The sequence below is a fragment of the Paraburkholderia sp. genome, assembly GCF_026225065.1.
Classification (GTDB): Bacteria; Pseudomonadota; Gammaproteobacteria; order Burkholderiales; family Burkholderiaceae; genus Paraburkholderia.
In genome coordinates, this window is record NZ_JAMFSB010000373.1 from 1 (window position 1) to 22874 (window position 22874).

The 22874-nt window shown below is 61.9% G+C and carries 24 protein-coding genes; 8 read left to right on the top strand and 16 right to left on the bottom strand.

Annotated elements, in window-relative coordinates:
• Positions 1 to 770 (bottom strand): cation:dicarboxylase symporter family transporter (locus M0954_RS26055; protein ID WP_297356333.1); only part of this gene is annotated, 770 nt, incomplete at its 3' end.
• 227 nt (positions 771 to 997) lie between these two features.
• On the opposite strand from M0954_RS26055, the gene M0954_RS26060 reads away from it, so the two are divergent.
• Positions 998 to 1690, top strand: coding sequence for a FadR/GntR family transcriptional regulator (locus M0954_RS26060; RefSeq protein ID WP_123384849.1), 693 nt, complete (start codon positions 998 to 1000; stop codon positions 1688 to 1690).
• 114 nt (positions 1691 to 1804) lie between these two features.
• On the opposite strand, the gene gap is transcribed toward M0954_RS26060, so the two are convergent.
• Together gap and tkt are read right to left on the bottom strand one after the other, a co-directional pair.
• Positions 1805 to 2815: a type I glyceraldehyde-3-phosphate dehydrogenase gene (gap, locus tag M0954_RS26065; RefSeq protein WP_297356334.1), complete on the bottom strand. Its 1011-nt coding sequence runs from the start codon at positions 2813 to 2815 to the stop codon at positions 1805 to 1807.
• 98 nt (positions 2816 to 2913) lie between these two features.
• Positions 2914 to 4935 carry a transketolase gene (gene tkt, locus M0954_RS26070; protein ID WP_133892416.1) on the bottom strand — a complete coding sequence of 674 codons (2022 nt, stop codon included), beginning with the start codon at positions 4933 to 4935 and terminating at the stop codon, positions 2914 to 2916.
• 287 nt (positions 4936 to 5222) lie between these two features.
• Here tkt and speE point away from each other — a divergent pair, with 287 nt between their 5' ends.
• The 3 genes from speE to M0954_RS26085 all read left to right on the top strand — a co-directional run bounded on the left by speE (position 5223) and on the right by M0954_RS26085 (position 7371).
• Positions 5223 to 6092: a polyamine aminopropyltransferase gene (gene speE / locus M0954_RS26075; RefSeq protein ID WP_297356336.1), complete on the top strand. Its 870-nt coding sequence runs from the start codon at positions 5223 to 5225 to the stop codon at positions 6090 to 6092.
• Between the two features lie 105 nt (positions 6093 to 6197).
• Positions 6198 to 6611, top strand: a complete 414-nt coding sequence (locus M0954_RS26080; RefSeq protein WP_122152550.1) for a glyoxalase/bleomycin resistance/extradiol dioxygenase family protein — start codon at positions 6198 to 6200, stop codon at positions 6609 to 6611.
• Between the two features lie 19 nt (positions 6612 to 6630).
• On the top strand, positions 6631 to 7371 hold the full coding sequence (locus tag M0954_RS26085; protein WP_297356338.1) for a 16S rRNA (uracil(1498)-N(3))-methyltransferase: 741 nt from the start codon (positions 6631 to 6633) through the stop codon (positions 7369 to 7371).
• Between the two features lie 99 nt (positions 7372 to 7470).
• Here M0954_RS26085 and M0954_RS26090 read toward each other — a convergent pair whose 3' ends face one another.
• From M0954_RS26090 to M0954_RS26100, 3 genes are all read right to left on the bottom strand, one after another.
• Entirely contained in the window at positions 7471 to 8031 is a 561-nt protein-coding gene (locus M0954_RS26090) for a barstar family protein (RefSeq protein WP_122155451.1), read from the bottom strand.
• A gap of 16 nt (positions 8032 to 8047) precedes the next feature.
• On the bottom strand, positions 8048 to 8464 hold the full coding sequence (locus M0954_RS26095) for a ribonuclease (protein WP_123384851.1): 417 nt from the start codon (positions 8462 to 8464) through the stop codon (positions 8048 to 8050).
• A gap of 361 nt (positions 8465 to 8825) precedes the next feature.
• Complete coding sequence (locus M0954_RS26100; protein WP_297356339.1) at positions 8826 to 11120, bottom strand: NADP-dependent malic enzyme; 2295 nt, start codon at positions 11118 to 11120, stop codon at positions 8826 to 8828.
• Between the two features lie 220 nt (positions 11121 to 11340).
• Between M0954_RS26100 and thiL the strand changes: the two genes are divergently transcribed.
• From thiL to M0954_RS26120, 4 genes are read left to right on the top strand one after another with little or no spacing between them, the layout of a single operon-like run.
• On the top strand, positions 11341 to 12339 hold the full coding sequence (thiL, locus tag M0954_RS26105) for a thiamine-phosphate kinase (RefSeq protein ID WP_297356341.1): 999 nt from the start codon (positions 11341 to 11343) through the stop codon (positions 12337 to 12339).
• Positions 12329 to 12922, top strand: a complete 594-nt coding sequence (locus M0954_RS26110; RefSeq protein ID WP_297356343.1) for a phosphatidylglycerophosphatase A — start codon at positions 12329 to 12331, stop codon at positions 12920 to 12922. Before thiL ends, M0954_RS26110 begins: the two co-directional genes overlap by 11 nt.
• A 26-nt stretch (positions 12923 to 12948) precedes the next feature.
• Complete coding sequence (locus tag M0954_RS26115) at positions 12949 to 13449, top strand: CinA family protein (protein WP_122152558.1); 501 nt, start codon at positions 12949 to 12951, stop codon at positions 13447 to 13449.
• 2 nt (positions 13450 to 13451) lie between these two features.
• Positions 13452 to 13970 carry a cupin domain-containing protein gene (locus tag M0954_RS26120; protein WP_123384854.1) on the top strand — a complete coding sequence of 173 codons (519 nt, stop codon included), beginning with the start codon at positions 13452 to 13454 and terminating at the stop codon, positions 13968 to 13970.
• A gap of 3 nt (positions 13971 to 13973) precedes the next feature.
• Here M0954_RS26120 and M0954_RS26125 read toward each other — a convergent pair whose 3' ends face one another.
• From M0954_RS26125 to M0954_RS26170, 10 genes are all read right to left on the bottom strand, one after another.
• Positions 13974 to 14255, bottom strand: coding sequence for an XRE family transcriptional regulator (locus M0954_RS26125; RefSeq protein ID WP_122152560.1), 282 nt, complete (start codon positions 14253 to 14255; stop codon positions 13974 to 13976).
• Positions 14252 to 14578 (bottom strand): type II toxin-antitoxin system RelE/ParE family toxin, encoded by a 327-nt coding sequence (locus M0954_RS26130; RefSeq protein WP_122152561.1) that lies wholly within the window; start codon positions 14576 to 14578, stop codon positions 14252 to 14254. Before M0954_RS26130 ends, M0954_RS26125 begins: the two co-directional genes overlap by 4 nt.
• Positions 14579 to 14642: 64 nt before the next feature.
• Positions 14643 to 15458, bottom strand: coding sequence for an orotidine-5'-phosphate decarboxylase (gene pyrF / locus M0954_RS26135; RefSeq protein ID WP_297356345.1), 816 nt, complete (start codon positions 15456 to 15458; stop codon positions 14643 to 14645).
• Between the two features lie 87 nt (positions 15459 to 15545).
• Positions 15546 to 16610: an aldose 1-epimerase gene (locus M0954_RS26140; protein WP_122152563.1), complete on the bottom strand. Its 1065-nt coding sequence runs from the start codon at positions 16608 to 16610 to the stop codon at positions 15546 to 15548.
• Between the two features lie 95 nt (positions 16611 to 16705).
• Entirely contained in the window at positions 16706 to 17632 is a 927-nt protein-coding gene (locus tag M0954_RS26145) for an SMP-30/gluconolactonase/LRE family protein (protein WP_297356347.1), read from the bottom strand.
• Complete coding sequence (locus tag M0954_RS26150; protein WP_122152565.1) at positions 17629 to 18429, bottom strand: SDR family NAD(P)-dependent oxidoreductase; 801 nt, start codon at positions 18427 to 18429, stop codon at positions 17629 to 17631. The genes M0954_RS26145 and M0954_RS26150 overlap by 4 nt, the downstream gene beginning before the upstream one ends.
• Positions 18430 to 18469: 40 nt before the next feature.
• Entirely contained in the window at positions 18470 to 19486 is a 1017-nt protein-coding gene (gene araH / locus M0954_RS26155) for an L-arabinose ABC transporter permease AraH (RefSeq protein ID WP_122152566.1), read from the bottom strand.
• A gap of 71 nt (positions 19487 to 19557) precedes the next feature.
• Positions 19558 to 21087 (bottom strand): L-arabinose ABC transporter ATP-binding protein AraG, encoded by a 1530-nt coding sequence (gene araG / locus M0954_RS26160; RefSeq protein WP_122152567.1) that lies wholly within the window; start codon positions 21085 to 21087, stop codon positions 19558 to 19560.
• Between the two features lie 197 nt (positions 21088 to 21284).
• A complete protein-coding gene (locus M0954_RS26165; protein ID WP_122152568.1) occupies positions 21285 to 22283 on the bottom strand; it encodes an arabinose ABC transporter substrate-binding protein in 999 nt (332 codons plus the stop codon).
• Between the two features lie 193 nt (positions 22284 to 22476).
• Positions 22477 to 22874, bottom strand: a 398-nt coding sequence (locus M0954_RS26170; protein WP_297356349.1) for an SDR family oxidoreductase, incomplete at its 5' end; no start/stop codon positions are given.

A 22874-nucleotide genomic window follows, 5' to 3' on the forward strand; every position in this document is an offset into this window, starting at 1 on the left:
CGCAGATAGCGGATCAGCTTGAAGACGCTAAAGCCGGCCAGACGCATCACGACGCCAAGCACCACGGCGACGAACACGATACAGCTCGCGTAGAACACCACCACCAGCAGTCCCAGTTGCTCGAGCGAGGCGACACCGTAGGTACCCGTGGTGAACGCAATCGCGCCGAGCACGCCGAGCGGCGCCAGCTTGATGATGAAGCTCATCACGCGAAAGAACACTTGTGCCAGTTCGTCGATCAGGCCGCTCACCTTCTGAGCCTTGCCGCCAAGCAGTGACAAAGCCGAGCCGAACAGCACCGAGAACACGAGGATCTGCAGGATGTCGCCCGTGGCGAACGCGCTGAAGGCCGTATCCGGAATGATCTTCAGCAGAAATCCTGCGGTGTCCTTCAGATCTTTGGTGTGCTCCGTGTAGGTATTAAGCGAGGCCGCATCGAGCGAATGCAGGTTGATGTTCATGCCGACGCCGGGCTTCGTGACATACGCCAGCACCGCGCCGATCACCAGCGCAATCGTCGTCATGAACTCGAAGTAGACCACCGCCTTCAGGCCGACCCGGCCCACTTTCTTCAGGTCGCCCGCGTGCGCCATGCCGCTCACCACCACGCAGAACACAATCGGACCGATCACCATCTTGATCAGCTTGAGAAAGCCGTCGCCGAGCGGCCGCAACGACTGTGCGAAATGCGGAAACAGCGCGCCGATCACGATGCCCGCCACCAGGGCGATCACCACCCGGCCAAACAGCGAATTGAAAAACTTCAACACGGCCTTCTCCCGGTTACGGATTTCATCTGTTCATACTGGTCCGACCAGTACTGTTATGGCGAATAGTAGGAAGCCGATATAGTCCCGTCAAGGCGGAAATTAATAGCGTTTACCCGCCTGCCGTCAGGTTGTTGCGGCGCTCTTTTGTGCGGAGATTAATTGTGCGGTGCGTGCGTCGAAGCCGGGGATTACAATGCCGGTCAGACCACGCGCTTCCGTCGAGGATCATGAAGAACGTCCCGCACACCGTCACCGACTCCGCCATTGCCACCATCCGCGAACGGATCGAGGGCGGCGTGTATCCGGTGGGAAGTTTGTTGCCCGCACAACGTCAGCTCTCCGAAGAACTGGCCATCAGCCGCGCTTCGCTGCGTGAGGCGCTATCGACGCTCGAGGCGCTTGGCCTGTTGATGATCCGCCCCGGCAAGGGCGTGTATGTCGAGAGCTCGCAGGTGTCCTCAGCGAACCCCTGGCGTTTTGCGGAACAGTCTTCCCTGCCGGATACGTATCAGATGCGCTTTGCGCTCGAAGGATTCGTAGCGCGCATGGCGGCGCTGGCGATCAGCGACACTGACCTTGCGTGGTTCGAGGAGAACATCGATGCGATGCACGGCGCGCTCGCCAGCAACGAACTCGATGAAGCCGCGCAGCTCGATTTTGATTTTCATATGCGCATCGTCAGCATTGCCGGCAATGCCGCGATCGAATCGATCCTGCGTAGCAGTTCGGACATCATGAAAGAGAGCCAGCGCATGCCGTTCTTCAAGCGCGAGCTGGTGCTCTCTACTTATCACGAGCATCGCGAGATTCTCGATGCGCTCAAGACGCGCGATTCCGCCGCGGCCGGCAAGGCAATTGAGACGCACATCACCAATGCTGCGCAGCGTGCGGGCGTGTATTTCCCGGTGCCGAAGGGATAGCCCCGCCGCATGAGGGGAGCGTGGGCCTAACCACACGCGCATAAAAAAGCCGCTCCAGGAGCGGCCTTCTAATCTACAGCGCCTGAATCAAATCAGGCTCGGCAGCGGTCCAGCTTACTTCGCGTTCGCGAGCGCAACAGCCGTATCCAGCATGCGGTTCGAGAAGCCCCACTCGTTGTCGTACCAGCTCGACACCTTCACCAGACGGCCCGATACCTTGGTCAGCGTCGCGTCGAAGGTCGACGAAGCCGGGTTGTGGTTGAAGTCGATCGACACCAGCGGCGCCTTGTTGTAGCCGAGGATGCCCTTCAGTTCGCCTTCCGACGCTTCCTTCATGATCGCATTGACTTCGTCCACCGTCGTATCGCGCTTGGCGATGAACGACAGATCGACGATCGACACGTTGATGGTCGGGACGCGGATCGCGTAGCCGTCCAGCTTGCCGTTCAGTTCCGGCAGCACGAGGCCGACAGCCGATGCAGCACCCGTCTTCGTCGGGATCTGGCTGTGCGTGGCCGAGCGCGCGCGGCGCAGGTCTTCGTGATACACGTCAGTCAGAACCTGGTCGTTCGTGTAAGCGTGGATCGTGGTCATCAGACCGTTTTCCAGACCGATCTTGTCGTTCAGCGGCTTGACCAGCGGTGCCAGGCAGTTCGTCGTGCACGATGCATTGGAGATCACCGTATCCGATGCCTTCAGCACCTTGTGGTTCACGCCGTAGACGATCGTTGCGTCGACATCCTTACCACCCGGTGCCGAGATGAGGACCTTCTTTGCGCCGCCCTTGAGGTGCGCGCTGGCCTTTTCCTTGGTCGTGAAAAAGCCCGTGCATTCCATCACGACGTCGATGTTCAGTTCGCCCCACGGCAGTTCGGCCGGGTTACGGTTCGCCAGCACGCGGATACGGTCGCCGTTGACGACGAGGTAATCGCCGTCCACCGACACTTCGCCCGGGAACTTGCCGTGAGCCGTGTCGTATTGCGTCAGGTGGGCGTTCGTGTTGGCATCGCCCAGGTCGTTGATGGCGACGATCTGGATGTCGTGCTTCTTGCCGTTTTCATAGAAGGCGCGCAGCGTGTTGCGGCCGATCCGGCCGTAGCCGTTGATTGCGACGCGAATCGTCATGGTCTATCTCCTGATGGCTAAAAAAATACGTCCATGTTGGCTCTGCTAGGCCGATTCCCGCCAGGCGTGGAGCACACGCGGCGAGAACCGGACACTCATCAGCCGAGTGCGGCTTTGGCCGTCTCTACGACATGCTCGACGGTGAAGCCGAAATGCTTGAACAACACGCCAGCCGGGGCCGATTCGCCGAACGTGTCGATACCGACCACGCCGCCTTCCAGACCCACGTACTTGCGCCAGAAATCCGTCACGCCCGCTTCGATCGCGACACGGCGCACGCCCTTGGGCAGCACACGTTCGCGGTACTCGGCGTCCTGCTGGTCGAACACGGTGGTAGCCGGCATCGACACCACGCGCGCAGCAATTCCTTCGCGTGCCAACGGCTCGACTGCGTTCAGCGCCAGCTCGAGTTCCGAGCCGGTCGCCATCAGGATGACCTTGCGCGCGACGATCTCGTCGTTCCAGTCGCGCAGCACGTAACCGCCCTTGGCGATGTTGGAGATCTGCGCGTCGGTGCGTTCCGAGAACAGCAGGTTCTGACGGCTGAAGATCAGCACCGACGGACCATGATGTTCAACCGACTGGGTCCACGCCACCGCTGTTTCAACGGTGTCGGCCGGACGCCAGACTTGCAGATGCGGAATCAGGCGCAGGCTGGCGACGTGCTCGATGGACTGGTGGGTCGGGCCGTCTTCGCCGAGGCCGATCGAATCGTGAGTGAACACGAAGATCGACGGTGCCTTCATCAGCGCGGCAACGCGCAGCGCGTTGCGGCTGTAGTCCGAGAACGTCAGGAACGTGCCGCCAAATGCCTTGAAGCCGCCGTGCACCGCGATGCCATTGATGGCGGCGCTCATGCCGAATTCGCGCACACCGTAGTTGACGTAGTTACCGGCTGCGCGGCCTTCCGCGTTGACGCGCACCGGCTTGGTCGCCTTCCAGTTGGTGAGGTTCGAACCGGTCAGGTCGGCCGAGCCGCCGAGCAGTTCCGGCAGAACGGTCGACAAACCTTCGATGGCCTGCTGCGACGCCTTGCGCGTGGCGATGGTTTCCGCGCGCTCGTTCGCACCGGCGATGATGGCCTGAGCCTTCTGCGCCCAATCGGCCGGCAGTTGCTTGGCCATACGGCGCGTGAATTCAGCAGCTTCCTGCGGATACTTGGCCTCGTAGGCGGCAAACGCCTTGTTCCACTCGCCTTCGTTTTGCGCGCCGGCTTCCTTCGCATCCCATGCTGCGTAGACTTCCGCCGGGATCTCGAACGGTGCCCATTTCCAGCCGAGCTTTTCACGCGCGCCCGCGATTTCCTTCTCGCCGAGCGGCGAGCCGTGCGAATCGTGGCTGCCGGCCTTGGTCGGCGCGCCCTCGCCGATCACCGTCTTGCAGCAGATCAGCGTGGGCTTGTCCGACAGCTTGGCTTTCTTGATGGCTGCGTCTACTGCCTCGACGTCATGGCCGATCACGTTCGGGACCACGTTCCAGCCGTACGCTTCGAAGCGCTTCGGTGTGTCGTCATGGAACCAGTTCACCACTTCGCCGTCGATCGAGATGCCGTTGTCGTCGTAGAACGCAATCAGCTTGTTCAGCTTCAGCACGCCCGCGAGCGAGCAGGCTTCGTGCGAGATGCCTTCCATCAGGCAGCCGTCACCGACGAACACATACGTATGGTGATCGACGATCTTCGCGTCCGGCTTGTTGAATTCCGTAGCGAGCAGCGACTCGGCGAGCGCCATGCCAACTGCATTGGCCAGTCCCTGACCGAGCGGGCCGGTGGTCGTCTCGACGCCCGGCGTCATGCCGTATTCCGGGTGGCCCGGCGTCTTCGAATGCATCTGACGGAAGTTCTTCAACTCTCCGATCGGCAGGTCGTAGCCGGTCAGATGCAGCAGCGAATACAGCAGCATCGAGCCGTGGCCGTTCGACAGCACGAAGCGGTCGCGGTCAGCCCACTGCGGGTTCTTCGGGTTGTGGCGCAGATGGCGCGACCACAGCGCAACGCCGATCTCGGCCATGCCCATTGGCATGCCGGGGTGGCCGGAGTTCGCTTGCTGAACAGCATCCATAGCCAGCGCGCGGATCGCGTTGGCCATCAGGGAGGTGGAGGCAGGGGACGAGGTCGTCATGTCGAGTTCCGGAGAACGAGTCCAAAAAGCGGGGCGCGGGCGGCGGGTCCGGAAGCTCGGCGGCCAGTCTGCTACGGCGCACGGTGCGGCGCCTGGAGACGCGATACGGGCAGAGCAAACGGACAAGGCTGCAAAGCGTCACATTCTAACAGATGGTTGTGGCCTTTCCGGCCGCGAACCGCATGGGACGGCGGGTTTAGATCAAGGCCGGACACCGGCTCACCCCAGCTTCGACTCTATAATCTGAGCATCGCCAACTCGCCGCGCCCGTGCGCGCACAGTCCACCGTGAGCGTCCCGCTACTTTTCCAGCCGACCCCTTACGTCCTGTACGGCTTCCCCAACTCGCGACGCCTCGCGAGTGTCGCCTCGCCGCATCAGCAGATCGAGGTCTGGGACACGCCACAACTCGGGCGGCTTTTCACGCTCGACGGCCGCCCGATGACTTCCGTCGGCGACGAGTTCATCTATCACGAATGCATGGTGCATCCAAACGCGCTAGCCCACCCGGCACCGCGCGCGGCTCTGGTATTGGGCGGCGGCGACGGCGGTGCGGCACGGCAACTGCTCAGACATCCGGGCATCAAGCGTATCGTGGTGGCCGAACTCGACGCTGAAGTCGTACGTCTCACCCGTGAATATCTGCCACAGGTGCACGACGGCGCGTTCGACGACCCGCGCGTGGAACTGGTAATAGGAGACGCCGCCGAGTTCGTGGCCGCCTGCGAAGAACAGTTCGACCTGATCGTATTCGACCTGACTCCGCCCGACTCGCCAGCGGCCGTCCTGTACACCCCGGCGTTCTACGCACAACTCAAGCGCGTAATGAGCCCGGACGCTGCCCTGTCGATGCATCTCGGCGCGCCGTATTTCCACGCAACACGTGCTGCGAAGCTGTTAGACGGGCTGAATGAAGCCTTTACTGTGGTCCGCACCATGGGCACATACGTGCCACTGCACGGCTCGCTTTGGATGATGGCCACCGCCAGCGACTCGCTCGACCCCGCCGCCCTTACTCCGGCCGAACTCGCCGGGCGCCTTGCCGCCCGGCAGATTTCCGGGCTCGGCTGGTACGACGAGTATGCGCATGCTGGACTCTTCTCCGCATCTCGCGCAGTGCGCGATAAACTAAGTCAATTCTTAAAGCCAGTAAGGTAACGCAGCGGCAGAATGTGTGGTTTGGTCGGCACGGAGGTCTTGTGCGCCGGCTACCTGGCTCTGCTGCACGTGCCTCGCTGACCCTAGCTAGATCCGGAGAACTCCATGACCGCCTCTCGCCCAGCCGGTGTGCCCTGGTTGACCCCCTATCTGACGGTACGGGACGCACGTGCCGCCATTGCATTCTTCGAAGCGGCCTTTGGCTTCGAGGTACGCGACAGCGTCCAGGATGACGGGATCGTCATGCATGTCGAAATGGTCTATCAAGGCCAGCTGATCGTGATGTTCGCGCCGGAAGGCGCGTTCGGCTCGGCGGCGAAGACACCCAAAAGCGCGGGCGCAATTGCGCCGCAATCATTCTATGTTTATGTCGACGATGTCGACGCGGTTTATGCGCGAGCGCTGGCGGCTGGCGCGAAATCGTTGAGCGAGCCGCAAGACCAGTTCTGGGGTGACCGTTTTGCGCAGGTCGAAGACCTGGACGGCTACCGATGGGCGCTCGCTCGCCACCTTTCGTGAACTAATGAGTATTTTCCTGATGCCTCGCTTCTTCGTCGGTACGTCACTCAAGCCCGACGACATCATGCAGCTTCCCGATGACGTCACACGGCACATCCTGGTCCTGCGCCTGCAACCGGGTGATTCGATCGTGCTTTTCAACGGTGAGGGCGGTGAGTACAGCGCCGAACTGATCGAAGTAGAACGCCGTTCGGCTACCGTCAAGATCCGGGAATTCCGCGAAATCGAGGTAGAACCACCCTATCACCTGACCCTCGCGCAAGGCATCGCCGGTGGCGACAAGATGGACTGGCTGATCGAGAAGGCCGTCGAGCTCGGTGCTTCCAGTTTCGTGCCACTCACCACGACGCGCAGTGTGGTGCGCCTGTCCGGCGAACGCGCACAACGGCGCCACGTACACTGGCAAGGCATCGTGCGCGCTGCATGCGAACAGTGCGGGCGCAACCGCCTGCCAGAAGTCGCACCGGTGCGTGAAATCGCGACGTGGCTAGGCGCGCTACCGCGCGCTACCGAAGAAGCTGAGTTGCGCCTGTTGTTGTCGCCGCGGGCGAGCATCAGCTTCAACGCGCTGCCGGCCGAACCGCCACGCGGACGCGTCATATTGCTGATTGGACCGGAAGGCGGATTTTCGGCTGCAGAAGAAGCGGCAGCAACCAGCCATGGCTTTACCGCTGTGGGGCTAGGGCCGCGCGTGTTGCGCACCGAAACGGCGGGGATCGCCGTGCTGGCGGCGTTGGCTGCGCGCTGGGGTGGCTGGTAATCTGGTCAGTATGTCGAACTGACCCGACCCAAAGCAAAGGCCCGCCAGTAGGCGGGCCTTTGCTTTGTTCAGTCATGCGTATTGTGACGACCCGGACGCTCAGGCGAACGAATAAAACACGCGGAACGCCACCTTGCGCTCAGCCCAGAACTCGGAGGCTTCGCGGAACACGTCGAGCAACGTTTCGCGCCCTTCCTTATCGAATTTCTGTGCCACCGGCAGCGCCTCCAGCACGATCACAAAACCCGGTTGCGTACCCGCCTTGGCGACCAGATCGGTCAGGCAATCGTAGAGAGCATCGTAATTTTTGCCGAAATGCTTCGGAAACAGAAACGACGTCGCAATCGTTTCGAGAACTTCTTGTTTGGACTGCGCATTCGCGCAAAACGCATACAGAAAGTGCTGGCCGAGCTGGCTGGCCTCGTCAGCGAGATCCTGCACGCGAAACGCGCGGATCGACTGTACGATGTTCGGTCGTACGGTCTTGAAAAGACTCATAGGCCCCTCGTTCGATGAAAGCACAGTGCTGGCTTCGCTCTGGGTGTCCCGTCCGTCACCGGCCGTGCGCATCTGCATGACGCGCTGAAACATATTGCCGTCGCCGGCCGCGAAAAGATCCGTCGCGACTCCGGAGTCGTGCGCGTAGACGTTGTCGCTCATGCCGTTCATCCCGATGTCATTCAACAATTCGATTAAAACTGGTGTAGTGGTCGTCCGAGTAGAAACAATTATCGGTACGCTGCAGCGGACCCCCACAGACAATGCGACGCGCGCCGCGATTGTGGGCGCGCGGCGTAGGAACGGTGTATTCGTGATAATAGCCGCGCCGATGCGGTGGCAGCAGCCCTTCGCGGTTGCCGAATACGATCCCGTCCTTCTCATACGGGTAAGGCCCGCCTGCGGCAATCAAGTTCAAAGTATTGACTGCTTCACGCGGCAACTGCGCGACCGCGATGGTGCCCTGCACCTGATTGTCGCCATTGCTGGGCGCCGAATAGTCCCGCGCAAACGCGCTGTTGACCAGACTCCCGCACAAACCGCCAAACGCCAGGGCGCCGATGAGCACGCCGTTGCGGAGCCACTTGCGTGCCATGAATCACGTTCCCGCTGTCAGATCACGAGTTTGACGACCATGAAAGACGTAAGGGTATCGCTAATGGTCTCTGGAATCAACGTTCGTTCGGCGAACGAAAGGTTCCCATGTTGCGGGAACACCCCGCTCACGCAATCTTGGCGACTTTTGACAGATTTTTTTATCTTGATCAAGATAAAATTAGCCTCGACGGTAAGGTGCGGAATAGGCGAATCTGGCCGCTCTGTTTCGCACGTCGTGAGGTGGATTTACCGTCGTGTTTGGTCTTTATTGGGTGACAATCCCCTGTTTGCCCAGAGGCGTGCCCATTGCGGGCACGCCTTTTTTTCGCCTTGCGGCGCTCGTGTGGGCTACCTGCCGCTTAGCGCGCGGCGATCACGTCCGCTACCAGCAGTGCCGTCATGTTGACGATCCGGCGCACCGTCGCCGAAGCGGTCAGCACATGCACCGGCTTGGCCGCGCCCAGCAGGATCGGGCCAATCGCGATGTTATTGCCGGCAGCCGTCTTCAGCAGATTGTACGAAATGTTGGCCGCGTCGATGTTCGGCAGGACCAGCAGGTTCGCATCCCCTTCCAGCGTCGATTCGGGCAGCACTTCGCGGCGCAGGTTGTGGTCGAGTGCGACGTCGCCGTGCATTTCGCCGTCTACTTCCAGATCGGGCGCGCGCTCGCGCAGGATCGCGAGCGTGTCGCGCATTTTCTGGGCGGTCGGCGCGTTGCTGGTGCCGAAGTTCGAATGCGAAACCAGCGCGATCTTCGGCTCGATGCCGAAGCGGCGCACTTCTTCCGCCGCCATGATCGTGATCTCGGCGAGCTGCTCAGGCGTCGGATCGACGTTCACATGGGTATCGACGAGGAAAATCTGCCGGCCCGGAAGCACCAGCCCGTTCATCGCCGCATAGGTGTTGCGGCCTTCCTTCTTGCCGATCACCTGATCGATGAAGTGCAGATGGCGGTGCGTCGTGCTGACTGTGCCGCAGATCATGCCGTCCGCTTCGCCCTTCTTCACCAGCATCGAGCCGATCAGCGTGGTGCGGCGGCGCATTTCGAGCTTGGCCATCTGCTCGCTGATGCCCTTGCGCGCCATCATCTTGTGGTACGTCTGCCAGAAGTCGCGATAGCGTTCGTCGTGGTCCGTGTTGACCACCGTGTAGTCCTGACCGTTGATCAGACGCAGGCCATAGCGCGCAATGCGCTGCTCGATCACCGCCGGACGGCCGATCAGGATCGGCTTGGCCAGCTTCTCGTCGACGACGATCTGCAGCGCGCGCAGCACGCGCTCTTCTTCGCCTTCCGCGAACACAATGCGCTTCTTCTCCGGCTCGACGCCGCGGGCGAGCTGGAAAATCGGCTTCATCGTCGTACCGCTGTGGTAGACGAACTGCTGCAGATGCTGCTCGTACGCGTCCATGTCTTCGATCGGACGCTCCGCCACGCCCGAGGCCATCGCGGCCTTCGCCACCGCAGGCGCGACCTTGACGATCAGACGCGGATCGAACGGCTTCGGAATCAGATAAGCCGGCCCAAACGACAGGTCCTGGATGCCATAAGCCGTCGCGACGATGTCGCTCTGTTCCTGACGCGCCAGCTCGGCGATCGCATTGACCGCGGCTATCTCCATTTCCCGCGTCACCGTCGTCGCGCCCACATCCAGCGCGCCGCGGAACAGGAACGGGAAGACAAGGACGTTGTTCACCTGGTTCGGGTAATCGGTACGGCCCGTGCACAACACGGCATCTGGGCGCACTTCGAGCGCCAGTTCGGGCAAGATTTCCGGCGTCGGATTAGCCAGCGCCAGAATCAGCGGCTTGTCCGCCATCTGCTTGACCATCTCCTGCTTGAGCACGCCGCCCGCCGACAGGCCGAGGAAAATGTCCGCGCCGCCGATCGCTTCCGCTAGCGAGCGGGCGTCGGTTTCGCGCGCGAAACGCTCCTTGTCCGGGTCCATCAGCTCGGTGCGGCCCTTGTAGACCACGCCGGCCAGGTCGGTCACGGTGATGTTCTCGAGCGGCAGGCCGATATCGACCAGCAGGTCCAGACAGGCCAAGGCCGCCGCGCCCGCGCCGGAAGAGACCAGCTTGACCTCCTTGATGTTCTTGCCGACGACCTTCAGGCCGTTGGTGATCGCCGCCGCGACGACGATCGCCGTGCCGTGCTGGTCGTCGTGGAACACGGGAATCTTCATGCGTTTGCGGCATTCGCGCTCGACGATGAAGCAGTCCGGCGCCTTGATGTCTTCGAGGTTGATGCCGCCGAAGGTCGGCTCGAGCGCGGCGATCACCTCGACCAGCTTGTGAGGATCGGACTCGTTCAGCTCGATATCGAACACATCGATGCCGGCAAACTTCTTGAACAGCACCGCCTTGCCTTCCATGACCGGTTTGGACGCGAGCGGGCCGATATTACCGAGACCCAGCACCGCGGTACCGTTAGTCACAACCCCGACCAGGTTGCTGCGCGAGGTGAAGCGCGCGGCATTCAACGGGTTCTCGACGATCTCTTCGCACGCGAACGCGACACCGGGGGAATACGCCAGCGCGAGGTCGCGCTGGTTGATCATTTGCTTGGTCGGCGCGATCGCGATCTTCCCGGGAGTCGGGAATTCGTGATAATCGAGGGCGGCTTCGCGGAGTTTGGTGTTGACGGGATTCGACATAAGGCGGGCTGGAGTGCGGATTAGAATAGATATTCGATGGCATTGTAGCGCCATTCCCTGGCGTGATTCCTGCAATCAGGGACATAGCTGCCGCGACTGAAATAAAGCGAAAGTTTTCGTGCCTCCATGGTCGCCATCATTGCGGCGGCGCAGCAATTTAACCGTACAATGCGCGCCGTTAGCGGCTGCTAAAACGCTTTTCCGTGCACGGACCTCTACTATGCTCTCCGAGTTTTCGCTAATCGACCGTTTTTTTGCGCGCCGTGCCGCCGCCGGCAGCCGGCGCCTTAAAGAGGGCGAGCTCGGCATTGGCGACGATTGCGCATTGCTTGCGCCGCGTCCCCGCGAAATGATGGCGATTTCGACGGACATGCTGGTCGAAGGGCGGCATTTCTTCCCTGATATCGATCCGCACGCACTCGGACATAAGGCGTTGGCCGTGAACCTCTCGGATCTGGCCGCAATGGGCGCGCAGCCACAGGGATTCACGCTGGCGTTCGCCCTGCCAGAGGCGCGTGAGGATTGGCTTTCCGCGTTTAGCGACGGGCTCTTTGAACTTGCAGAACGTTATGGTTGCGACCTGATCGGCGGCGATACGACTGCCGGGCCGCTTAACCTGTGCATCACCGTTTTCGGCAGCGTTCCGCCACAACTGGCGCTGCGCCGCGATGCAGCCCAGCCCGGCGACGACATCTGGATTTCCGGCACGCTCGGCGACGCGCGCGCGGGATTAGGCGTGATACGCGGCGAGTGGTCAGCCGAACAGAAGGATGCTGCGACATTTCGCCGCGCCCTTGAACGCCCCGAACCGCGCGTCCAACTGGGCCTCGCGTTACGGGGCGTCGCACATGCGGCGCTCGATATCTCCGACGGCCTCGCCGGCGATCTCTTGCATATCCTCGAACGCTCGCAACTCACAGCACGGGTCGACGCCGACGCGGTGCCCCGCTCGGACGCGCTGCGCAGGCTGCCCGCCGAAGTGCAACGCCGCTGCACGTTGGCGGGCGGCGACGACTACGAACTGTGCTTCACCGCGCCGGCGACCGCGCGCGCGGCGGTCGAAGAAGCAGGCCACAAGGTAAATCTTCCGCTCACCCGTGTCGGTACAATAAGCGTTCTTGAGCCATCGGCGAACGGCCCTGCAATCCATTGGCATGACGCAGCCGGCGCCCCGCTCACCTTGACGTTGCAAGGCTTCGATCATTTCCATGCAGACTGAACCCTCGCTCGGCCCGGCCGACGAATTGTCCGGCGGCCCGCAACGGGACGGCCCGTTACGCGGAGGACCGCCGGACTCGCCCGAGCCGCGACCTGTGCGGCCGCGCCGGGCAACCGCGCGTTTCATGCTGACCCATCCGCTGCATCTGATCTCGCTCGGTTTCGGCAGCGGCCTGTCGCCGATCATGCCCGGCACGGTCGGCACGCTGTTCGGATGGGCGTCGTTCGCCGTACTCAACCGCTATCTGACCGTGCTCGACTGGGGTGTGCTGATCGTTGTGGGCTTTTTCGCCGGCATCTCGATCACCGCCTTTACAGCGAAAAAGCTCGCCATCGAGGATCCATCGGCAATCGTCTGGGACGAAATTGTTGCGTTCTGGCTGGTGCTGCTGATGGTCTCGCCGATCTCGTTCACCGGCCAGGTCTGGTCCTTCATCGTGTTCCGTTTCTTCGACATGGTGAAACCTCCGCCTATCCGTTACTTCGACCGCAGACTGAAAGGTGGTTTTGGCATCATGTTCGATGACCTGGTCGCCGCGTTTTTCACCTTGCTCGTGATCGCGCTGTGGCGCATGGCGGTCTGACCGTCCCACGTTTTCCGGACCTACGCATGGCTACCGATTCCGTCGTTCACCAACTCGCTATCCGCGTCAGCAACCGGTTGCGCGACGAACGCCTGATGCTCGTGACCGCCGAGTCCTGCACGGGCGGCATGGTCGCGACCGCGATCACCGACATCTCCGGCAGCAGCGGCTGGTTCGAGCGCGGCTTCGTCACGTATTCGAATCAGGCCAAAAGCGAGATGATCGGCGTGCCGGCGGATCTGATCGAAAAGCATGGCGCAGTCAGCGAACCGGTCGCCCGCGCGATGGCCGAGGGCGCGCTGCGCAATAGCCGCGCGCAGGTGTCGTTGGCGATTACCGGGGTGGCCGGCCCGAGTGGCGGCACTGAGACGAAACCGGTCGGGACGGTATCGTTTGGCTGGACCAACCGGCTGCATACGTCGGTGGAAACGGTCGTGTTCAAGGGCGACCGCGAGAGAATTCGCGTGCAGGCGGCGGCGCATGCGCTACGCGGACTGTTGGCGTTGCTCGACGAGCGCGAGCGGTAACGATGCCGATTCCCCCGTTGGGCAAAGACGATCTTATTCGGCGCTTTGAGCTGCAGGCGCATCCTGAGGGTGGATACTTTCGGGAAACGTATCGCTCGGCGGCGAAGGTGAATCGTGAGGTGGCCGGGGAGACGCGCGCGGCGTCTACGGCGATTTACTACCTGTTATGCGATGGCGCGCATTCTGCATGGCATCGGATCAAGTCCGACGAAATCTGGCACTTCTATGCCGGCGAACCGCTTCTGGTTCACGTGCTTGATGATAATGGACAACTGGTTACGCATCGGCTCGGTAATGCGCTAACGCACCCGGGGACCGTGTTTCAGGCAGTTGTGCCAGCCGGTTTGTGGTTTGCCGCGGAATGCGAGGATCCCGCGACGTTCGCGCTGGTCGGTTGCACGGTCGCGCCGGGGTTTGAGTTCAGTGAGTTTGAACTGGCTGATGTCGATGCGCTGCAAAGCGCCTATCCGGCGCAGGCCGAATTTATTGCGCGATTAGGGCCTGCGGCGCAGATCGATTAGCGCTTAGGCCGCTTCCAGTTCCACATGCACTCGCCGACCTAGTGCCGTGGCAATGTTCACCAGCGCATCGAGCGAAAAACGCGATACACGGCCACGCAGTAAATCGTTGATGCGCGGCTGCGTCACGCCACAATGCGCTGCGGCTTCCACTTGCGTCCATCCGCTCGATTTAACAAGCTCGGCGATCTGCTGCATCAGTTCGGCGCGGGTACGCAAATTAGCGGCCTGCGCCGGCGTATCAGCTAGTGCGTCCCAGACGCTGGCATAGGTTTCGGCTCGAGTCATTTCACACCCCTCATCAGTTCGGTATATCTCGCCTTGGCAACGTCTACGTCACGTTGCGATGTGGCCTGAGTTTTCTTCTGGAAGGCATGCAATACGTACACCGCTTCGGCAACGCGAGCGGTGTAAACAACACGGTAAGTGCCGGACTCATCCCAGACGCGAAGTTCCTCTACGCCTCTGCCAATCGACGGCATGGGCTTGAAGTCGTCCGGCTGGTGACCTCGTTGCACTTTGTCTAACTGATAACCCACGTCATGCCTGGCGTCCTCCGGGAACTCGCGCAAGCACTTCAGCGAGTCTCCAAGAAATCGCACTGGCTTCATGAATGGAATTATATCCGAATGGATATAATTCTCAAGAGACCATCTGCGTCAGGTCGCCGTTCCCTCACCGATACGCGTTAATCCGATCCCGCGTTTCCTGCGCGGCCTTCGCTGCGGCCTGCGCATAATCGTCGCCCTTGCCCGCATAAATGATCGCGCGCGACGAGCTGATCAGCATTCCCGTACCCGCCGCGGTGCGGCCCGCATCCACCGTCGCCTCGACATCGCCACCTTGCGCGCCGATGCCCGGAATCAGCAGCGGCATCTCGCCGACAAGGCCGCGTACCACTTCGATTTCCTTCGGGAACGTCGCGCCCACCACCAACCCAAGCTGGCCACTCGCATTCCACTTCTCCGCCGCCAGTTGCGCGACCACCTGGTACAGCGGACGCCCAGCCGTATCCAGAAACTGCAGATCCGAGCCGCCCGGGTTCGACGTCCGGCACAGCACGATCACGCCCTTACCCTCGTGTTCGAGATACGGCTCGATCGAATCGAAGCCCATATACGGATTCACGGTCACGGCATCGGCCTGGTAGCGCTCGAACACCTCGCGCGCGTACTGCTCGGCGGTGCTGCCGATATCGCCGCGCTTCGCGTCGAGAATCACGGGCAGGCCCGGATGATTCCGATGGATATGCGCGATCAGTTGTTCAAGCTGGTCTTCCGCGCGATGGGCGGCGAAGTACGCAATTTGCGGCTTGAATGACGAGGCATAGGGCGCGGTCGCGTCGACGATCGTGCGGCAAAACTCGAAGATCGAATCGGCGCGGCCGGTGAGCGCGCCCGGGAATTTCGCGGGCTCGGGATCAAGGCCGACGCACAGCAGCGAATTCGTGCGCTGCCAGGCGTCGTTGAGTGTCTGGATAAAAGTGGACATATCGGGCTCGCGACGGGCTGATGAAAGAAGTGGCGGGTATTCTACCCGTCCTCGCCCAGAGCACAGCAGGCGGGCGGCCACCTCCCCTCACTGCCGCCGCGAACCCCGCGCTCCTGCCGCTGCGCGCAAGCCGGTGCGCTCGACGGTAAACCGGAACGAGCGGCGCAAATGCTCGCCGCGCGCCAGCATGGTCATGCCATGGGAGGCCGCCCCGCCGGGCAGGTTCATCGCATTGATCGGATGATCGACCGGTTCGAAGCAGAAGAAGTCCTCGCCCGGCGGCGTGTAGAGCACGTAGTAGTCGGTATCCGAGGCAATCGTCAGCGACAGGCGCCGCTTCGGCCATACGACCGCAGCCTGCCCGCTCCAGCCCGTAAAAGCATGATTGACGATGGTCTCCGGCAGCGGATAGGCCACGCCGAACTGCCAGGCCGGCGGCGCCGGCACGTGGCGCAGCGGCAGCCAGTCGTCGCCCTGCAACCAGAGCCCCGCAGCAGCAGCTGACAGCTCGGTCTGCGCGTCACGCACCAGAAACGGATGGATGCCAAGACCGAACGGCATCGCGTCGCGTCCCGTGTTCTCGACCTCGAGCGTAATCACGAGCGTCGGGCCTTCGAGCGCATACGTCTGCGTCGCGCGGTAGGCGAAGGGCTTGCCGTCGCTGCGATCGAGTGTCAGGCGTACGCGGTCCGGGCCCGTCTCCGCCACGCCCCAGTGGGCCAGCCAACCATCGCCGTGAATCGGCAGCGGCTCGGCCACACGATTGCGCGGCACGTCGATACGCCGCCCGCCCACGCCGAAATGACCGCCGCCGATGCGGTTCGAATAAGGCAGCATCGGATAGCACGCCAACTGGTTCGGGTCGGTATCGGCCGCGACATGCCGGCAGCGGCGGAAGATCGGCACCAGCGCGCCATCGCTGCGCCAGTCGAAGCGGGTGATGCCGCCGCCAAGCGACGGCGCCACATCGAGCCGCAAATGGGTGTTGGCGAGCGTCACACACGCCACGTCGCCGCCACTTGTCTCACCTACCGCCACCGCCGATGTACTTGGCCCCGCTAACACCGGGTGGGCGGCGGCGGCCAGCCGGGCTCGGCGCGTCTGTGCAGTCTGGGAACTCTGTGAAGCGGATGCGAGATTCGCTACAGTCATATCAGGCTCCAATCGAGAGGCGTAAGACGTTGCCGTCATCGCTGACGGATGTTTTATAGGTGGGCGGCTCGGCCGGCCGTCTCTTTGAATTCTTCCTAGATCAACTCACTCGTCCTGCACCGCAGCGGTGCACCCTGAAATACCGCTTCGGGCAAACCACGCTGTCCCGGCACGGCCACGAACACGCCGCCTGCGCGGGAGTCGCCGGCAAGCGCCGCCGCATCCAGATCGACGCGTGCGCTCGTGATGTACAGCGTGCCAAGCTGTGCGCCGCCCAGCGCCACGCAACTCGGCTGCACGGTCGGCACCGTGACGCGCGCCGTTTCGACTCCATCCGCGCCGTAGCGCACCACGCGAGCGCCGCCCCACTGCGCATTCCACAGACCGCCGTCGCGATCGACGGTCGACCCGTCAGGCTCACCGGTCGCATCCGTGAGCGTCGTGAATACACGGTCGTTCGCGATGCTGCCGTCTGCGCCGTAATCGCACGCGCGAATTTCGCGGGTCGGCGAATCGCAGTAGTACATCGTCGCGCCATCCGGACTGAATGCGATGCTGTTCGAAATCGCGGGCGCCGGCAACGGCAGTCGCTCAAGTGACAGATCGCGGTTCAGACGGTAGAACCCACCCACTGCGCGTAAGGGCGAACCCTCATCCTTCGTACCGAATACGAAACGCCCCTGACGGTCGCAACGGCCGTCGTTGACGCGCGTATTCAACCCCGGCTCGACATCGACAATACGCTCTGTCTCGCCAGTTGCAAGGTCGAAGAACGCGAGATGCGAGGCGAGTCCGAGTAAAAGGTAGTGCGGATTGGCGCAGAGCGCAAATGTCGCGAGCCGTTCGGGCATGCGCCAGAACGTACTGCGGCCGTCGCGCGGGTCATAGCGCCAGAGCTTCGCGCCTTCGATATCGGTCCAGTAGAAGCGGCCGCTGCGCGAGCACCACGTCGCGCCCTCGCCGAGCGTGCATTTGGCGTCGACCAGCAGCGCCGCACGCGTGGCATGCACCGCTGCGCTCACGCCCAGCCTCCGTCGACGACGACGTCCTGCGCGGTGATCATCCTGCTGTCGTCGGCGGCAAGGAACAGCGCCATGCGTGCCAGATCATCGGGCAATAGCTCGGCATCGATGCACTGGCCATCCTTGATCGCACGGCGCCCCGCATCGTCAAGCCACAGGCGCTTTTGTTTCTCGGTCATGACCCAGCCCGGCACCAACGTATTCACACGAATATTGAAGTGGCCGAGATCTCGCGCCAGACCGCGCGTGAGGCCCTGCACGGCCGATTTCGACATGGTGTAGACCGGAAAACCACCCTGCTTCAACATCCAGCTAATCGAACCAAGATTGATGATCGAGCCACGTCCGGCCACTTTCATGTCATCCATCACGGCCTGCGCCACAAAGAACTGGTGGCGGATGTTCACGGCGATAGCCGCATCGAAAAACGCCGGCGTCACTTCCTCGATCTTGTGGCGCTTGTCGTTCGCAGCATTGTTGACCAGCACCTCGATCGGGCCAAGCGCGGCTTTGACATCGGCGACAGCTTTGCGCAGCGCGTCGAGGTCGGTCAGATCGCAGGGCAGAAACAGCGGCTTGTAACGCGAATCGCCGAGCTCGTCCGCCAGCGCCTCGCCGGCGCTCGCGTCGATATCGAAGAAGGCGACCCGCGAACCCTGCGCCGCAAAATGCTCGACGAACGACGCGCCAATCCCGGTCGCGCCACCAGTGATCAGGACGGTGCGGTCTTCAAGACTCGGATAACGCGCATACACGTTGTCCGCCTGGCGGGCGTTGGCATTGGCAGGTGACGACATCGTTCGTTTCCTCAGAAGGCAGTTAGTCGGACGTCGCGCGTCAATCGCGCGAGCCGCGGTTCTTCAGCTGGTCGAGCAGCACGGCGGCGAGCAGGATCGCGCCGCGCACCAGATACTGATAGAACGCGTCGATATTCAAAAGGTTCATCACGTTTTCGACCGTACCCATGATCAGCACGCCGATCACCACGCCCGAAATCGTCGCACGGCCGCCCAGCAGCGATACGCCGCCCAGCACGCACGCGGAGATCACGTTCAGCTCGAAGCCTTCGGCGGCATTCGGCTGACCCGAGGTGATCCGCGAGGCGAGAATCACACCGGCCAGCGCGGTCACCGCGCCTTGCACCAGGAAGATGTAAACACGGGTGCGTTCGACGTTGATACCGGCCAGACGCGAGGCTTCCGGATTACCGCCGATTGCCAGCGTGTTACGGCCATACACGGTCTGGTTGAGCAGCACGCCGAACACGATGAAGCACAGCAGCGTGACCCAGATTGGCAGCGAGATGCCGAACATCGACAAACCGCCCAGCGCGATAAACGTATCCGACGACACCCCCACGGCCTGGCCATGCGACACGATAAAGCCGAGGCCGCGGACGATTTCCATCGTCGCGAGCGTGGTGATCAGCGCGTTGATGCGCAGGTACGCAATCACGGCGCCGTTGATGAAGCCGATCACGCCGCCCGCCACCACCGCCGCGATGATCGCGATAAAGGTGCTGCCGGTGGCGTTGAGCACCATCGCGCACAGCACGCCGGCAAACGCGACGGTGGAGCCCACGGACAAGTCGAAGTCACGTGAAGCAAGACAGAACATCATCGTGCACGCCACCATGCCGATCTGCGAGATCGACAGCGCGAGCCCGAGCATGTTTTCGATCGAGAAGAAGTGATCGACGGTCAACGACATCGTGATGAACATGATCGCGAAAATCACGATCAGGCTGTAGTCGGTGACCTGTTGCCACCATTTCTGCTTGTCGTTGCTCTGCGGAATCAGCGCTTCGGCGGCGCTCTTGGCGGCCTGTTGCGCGAGGTTTTCTCTGGCTTGCATTTGATTACTCCTCCCGTTTTCGTCACGGGCTGACGGGTTATTGGGGACTTGCGTCCGGTAAGTGGTCGATATCAGGCCGCTTCGGGCGCGGCGGCTTGCGGTGCGGTCGAACTTTGCGGCAACGCGAGACTCAGCACCGCCTGCTCATTCGCTTTGCTGCGCGGCAACTCGCCGGAGATGCGGCCCTGCCGCATGACGACGATCCGATCGGACACGCCCAACACTTCCGGCAGCTCCGACGAAATCATCACGATCGCGCAACCACGTTCCGCAAGCTGATAAATCACGTTATAGATCTCGTGCTTCGCACCGACGTCGATTCCGCGTGTCGGTTCGTCGAGAATCACCACTTTCAGATCCGGCTCGGCGAGCCAGCGCGACAGAATCGCTTTCTGCTGGTTGCCGCCGGAGAGGAAACGGATCTTCTGGCGACGGCTCGGCGTCTTGATCTTCAGCAGCTTGATAAAACTGTCCGCTGTTTCCGCTTCTTTCTTGCGGTTCAGGAAGAACCCCGCGCGCAGATAGTGACGGCGGCAGCTGATGTTGATGTTCTCAGACACAGTCGCCATCGCGACGATGCCCTCTTCCTTGCGGTCTTCCGGACACAGCACGATGCCGTGGCGAATCGCTTCGCCAGCGCTGCGCACCTTGATCGGCTTGCCGTCGAGCACGATTTCGCCGCTCTTCTTGCTGTCGGCGCCGTACACGAGATGCATCAGTTCGCTGCGGCCCGCGCCCACCAGACCAAAAAAGCCGACGATTTCACCGCGCCGCACTTCGAAATTGGCCGGCTCCTTGAGCGCGTGTCCTTCGATCGCTTTGGCGGCGAAACGCACTTCTCCAAGCTCGCGCGGCTTGTAGCTATAAATGTCCGAAATCTCGCGGCCGACCATTTCGGCCACGATCGTGTCGCGCTTCACGCCTTCCAGCGTCGGATGCGAAGCTACCTTGCGGCCGTCACGGAAGATCGTGCAGGCGTCGCACAATTCGTAAATCTCATCCATCCGGTGCGAGATATAGATCATCGCCCGGTTGTCGGCGCGCAGGTCGCGCACCAGCTTGAACAGCACTTCGGTCTCGCTGTGCGACAGCGAACTGGTCGGCTCGTCCAGCGCGATCACGCGCGCATTGCGCAGCAGCGCCTTGCAGATTTCGACCATCTGACGCTGTGCAATCGAGAGTCTGCGCAGCTTTGCGTTCGGATCGAGCGCCACACCCATCGCTTCGAGCCGCTCGCGCACGAAGCGTTTGGCTTCGCGCTTGTTGACCCAGCCGAGCGAATTCGGCAACTGGCCAAGCAGCAGATTTTCCGCGACTGTGAGGTCGGGTACATATTGCAGTTCCTGGTGAATCACCGCGATTCCGGACGCAATCGACGCGGCCGCGCTACCGAAGCGCACCTCGTTGCCGTCGATCAACAGGCGGCCGGAATTCGGCTGATATTCACCACCGAGAATCTTCAGCAGGGTCGATTTCCCCGCGCCGTTCTCGCCCATCAGGCCATGCACCTGGCCGACGTTCACGTCGAAGGACACGCCGTCGAGCGCGCGCACGCCTGGGAAGACCTTACCAATATTGTCAAAACGCAGCGTCGCTGACACTTCGCCTCCTGTTGCATCCTGTGAACCGAGCGGTCCGGCGCCTTTCTACCGCGTCGCCAGCACATCGGTTTGTCTCTACTGCTGTTGCGCCTGCGAGCACGGGATATTGATCCGCACCTTGCATGTGCTGCCGTGACGGCCGGGCGCCGGAACATTTCTGTCCGGCGCCCAGCCGCTGCACTTCTATTTAATACGGCTTACTTCGATGCCAGGCCCATCTTTTCACGCACGTCTGCGACGTTGTCACGCGTGGCCAGCATGCCCGTCGTCAGCGTGAGTGCCGGCGGTTCCTTGCCTTGCGTGATCCAGTCGTACATCAGCGTCGAGGTTTCTTCGCCATGGCGCTTCGGGCTGATGATGACGGTGCCGTAGAAGCCTGTCGGCGTCGGCTTCTTGAACTCGTTCAGAGCCGAGTCCGAACCGCCGATACCAATGCCGATCATGTTGTCAGCCTTGAAACCACGGCCTTCCGCTGCACGCACAGCGCCGAGCACCGCTTCGTCGTTCAGTCCGTAAGCCACCCAGTGCTTGTACTGCGGGTTCTTGGTCAGCGCGATGTTGGCGGCGTTGAAGGCGTTTTCCGTGTCGGTCTTTGCCTGCGGAGCTTCAACGATGTTGGCCTTCGGGAAGCCGGCGGCCACAAGCGCGTCGGTTGCACCGCCGGTACGGTCAACTGCGGTCGGCAGCTGGTTGTAGGTCACGTCGATCGCGCCTACATCCTTCATGTCCCAGCCACGCTTCTTGATTTCCGCAGCCAGGCCATCGCCGACCTGCTTGCCGATGTTGTACGCCGAAATGCCCATATGCGGCACCGAAGCGATCGGCTTGCCAGCGCCGTCGACGAGGCGGTCGTCGACCGTCATCATCTTCAGTCCGTCAGCCTTCGCCTTGGCGACGATCCCCGGTCCAAGCTTGACGTCCGGCGTGCAGATAATGAAACCCTGCGCCTTCTGTGCAGCCAGGTTGTCGATCGCGCTCATCACCTTTTCGCCAGAAGGAGCGCCGATTTTCACCAGCGTGAAACCCTTTTCCTTGGCAGCGATCTCGGCGAACTTCCATTCGTCCTGGAACCACGGTTCTTCCGGCTGCTTCACCAGAAAGCCGATCTTGACCTGATCGGCGGCCTGGACGACCGGTGCATTGAACAGCACCCCTGCTGCTGCAGCTGCCAGCGTGAGGAAAATTCGACGTTTCATGTTGCAGTCTCCTGACTAATTAGTAGATAACGAGAAGGTATCGGCCGCGTCTTCTTATCCGGTCCTTGACACACGCGGCCAGCGCGTCAACCGGCTGAAACTGATCGTTGCGCTCTGTGGCGCTTCGCTTTGTTCTGCTTCACAGCGGCGCGTTTTCCACGGCGCACCGCTTGTGTTTTCTCCAAACGATGGCTCAGTCGTGATACAGCGCTGAGCGCCCACCATCTACAGTGATACAGCTCGCGTTGATGAACGGTGCCTCGTCCGACGCGAGGAACACCGCCGTCATCGCAACTTCTTCCGGGCGGCCGATGCGCTTCATCGGCTGCAGATCGAGCGTCGCCTGCTGCGCTGCCGCCGGGTCCGGCTGACCGTTCCACCAGTCATGCGTTAATTGCGTTTCGATGTAGCCCGGAGCAATTGCGTTGACGCGTACATTGCGCGGCGCGTATTCGATACCGAGCGCCCGGGTCAATCCAATCACGCCGTGCTTCGCAACCGGGTACGGGAAACAACCCGGAATGATCTTGAAGGCATGTGTCGAGGCGATGTTCACAATGCTGCCCGCGCCGCGTTCCACCATTCCCGGCA

Excerpts from the sequence above, each read along its gene's own strand:
- M0954_RS26060 (WP_123384849.1), top strand. The coding sequence starts at position 998 with ATGAAGAACGTCCCGCACACCGTCACCGACTCCGCCATTGCCACCATC.
- gap (WP_297356334.1), bottom strand. The coding sequence starts at position 2,815 with ATGACGATTCGCGTCGCAATCAACGGCTACGGCCGGATCGGCCGCAAC.
- tkt (WP_133892416.1), bottom strand. The coding sequence starts at position 4,935 with ATGACGACCTCGTCCCCTGCCTCCACCTCCCTGATGGCCAACGCGATC.
- M0954_RS26080 (WP_122152550.1), top strand. The coding sequence starts at position 6,198 with ATGACCGCCTCTCGCCCAGCCGGTGTGCCCTGGTTGACCCCCTATCTG.
- M0954_RS26085 (WP_297356338.1), top strand. The coding sequence starts at position 6,631 with ATGCCTCGCTTCTTCGTCGGTACGTCACTCAAGCCCGACGACATCATG.
- M0954_RS26090 (WP_122155451.1), bottom strand. The coding sequence starts at position 8,031 with ATGAGCGACAACGTCTACGCGCACGACTCCGGAGTCGCGACGGATCTT.
- M0954_RS26095 (WP_123384851.1), bottom strand. The coding sequence starts at position 8,464 with ATGGCACGCAAGTGGCTCCGCAACGGCGTGCTCATCGGCGCCCTGGCG.
- M0954_RS26100 (WP_297356339.1), bottom strand. The coding sequence starts at position 11,120 with ATGTCGAATCCCGTCAACACCAAACTCCGCGAAGCCGCCCTCGATTAT.
- thiL (WP_297356341.1), top strand. The coding sequence starts at position 11,341 with ATGCTCTCCGAGTTTTCGCTAATCGACCGTTTTTTTGCGCGCCGTGCC.
- M0954_RS26110 (WP_297356343.1), top strand. The coding sequence starts at position 12,329 with ATGCAGACTGAACCCTCGCTCGGCCCGGCCGACGAATTGTCCGGCGGC.
- M0954_RS26115 (WP_122152558.1), top strand. The coding sequence starts at position 12,949 with ATGGCTACCGATTCCGTCGTTCACCAACTCGCTATCCGCGTCAGCAAC.
- M0954_RS26120 (WP_123384854.1), top strand. The coding sequence starts at position 13,452 with ATGCCGATTCCCCCGTTGGGCAAAGACGATCTTATTCGGCGCTTTGAG.
- M0954_RS26125 (WP_122152560.1), bottom strand. The coding sequence starts at position 14,255 with ATGACTCGAGCCGAAACCTATGCCAGCGTCTGGGACGCACTAGCTGAT.
- M0954_RS26130 (WP_122152561.1), bottom strand. The coding sequence starts at position 14,578 with ATGAAGCCAGTGCGATTTCTTGGAGACTCGCTGAAGTGCTTGCGCGAG.
- pyrF (WP_297356345.1), bottom strand. The coding sequence starts at position 15,458 with ATGTCCACTTTTATCCAGACACTCAACGACGCCTGGCAGCGCACGAAT.
- M0954_RS26140 (WP_122152563.1), bottom strand. The coding sequence starts at position 16,610 with ATGACTGTAGCGAATCTCGCATCCGCTTCACAGAGTTCCCAGACTGCA.
- M0954_RS26150 (WP_122152565.1), bottom strand. The coding sequence starts at position 18,429 with ATGTCGTCACCTGCCAATGCCAACGCCCGCCAGGCGGACAACGTGTAT.
- araH (WP_122152566.1), bottom strand. The coding sequence starts at position 19,486 with ATGCAAGCCAGAGAAAACCTCGCGCAACAGGCCGCCAAGAGCGCCGCC.
- M0954_RS26165 (WP_122152568.1), bottom strand. The coding sequence starts at position 22,283 with ATGAAACGTCGAATTTTCCTCACGCTGGCAGCTGCAGCAGCAGGGGTG.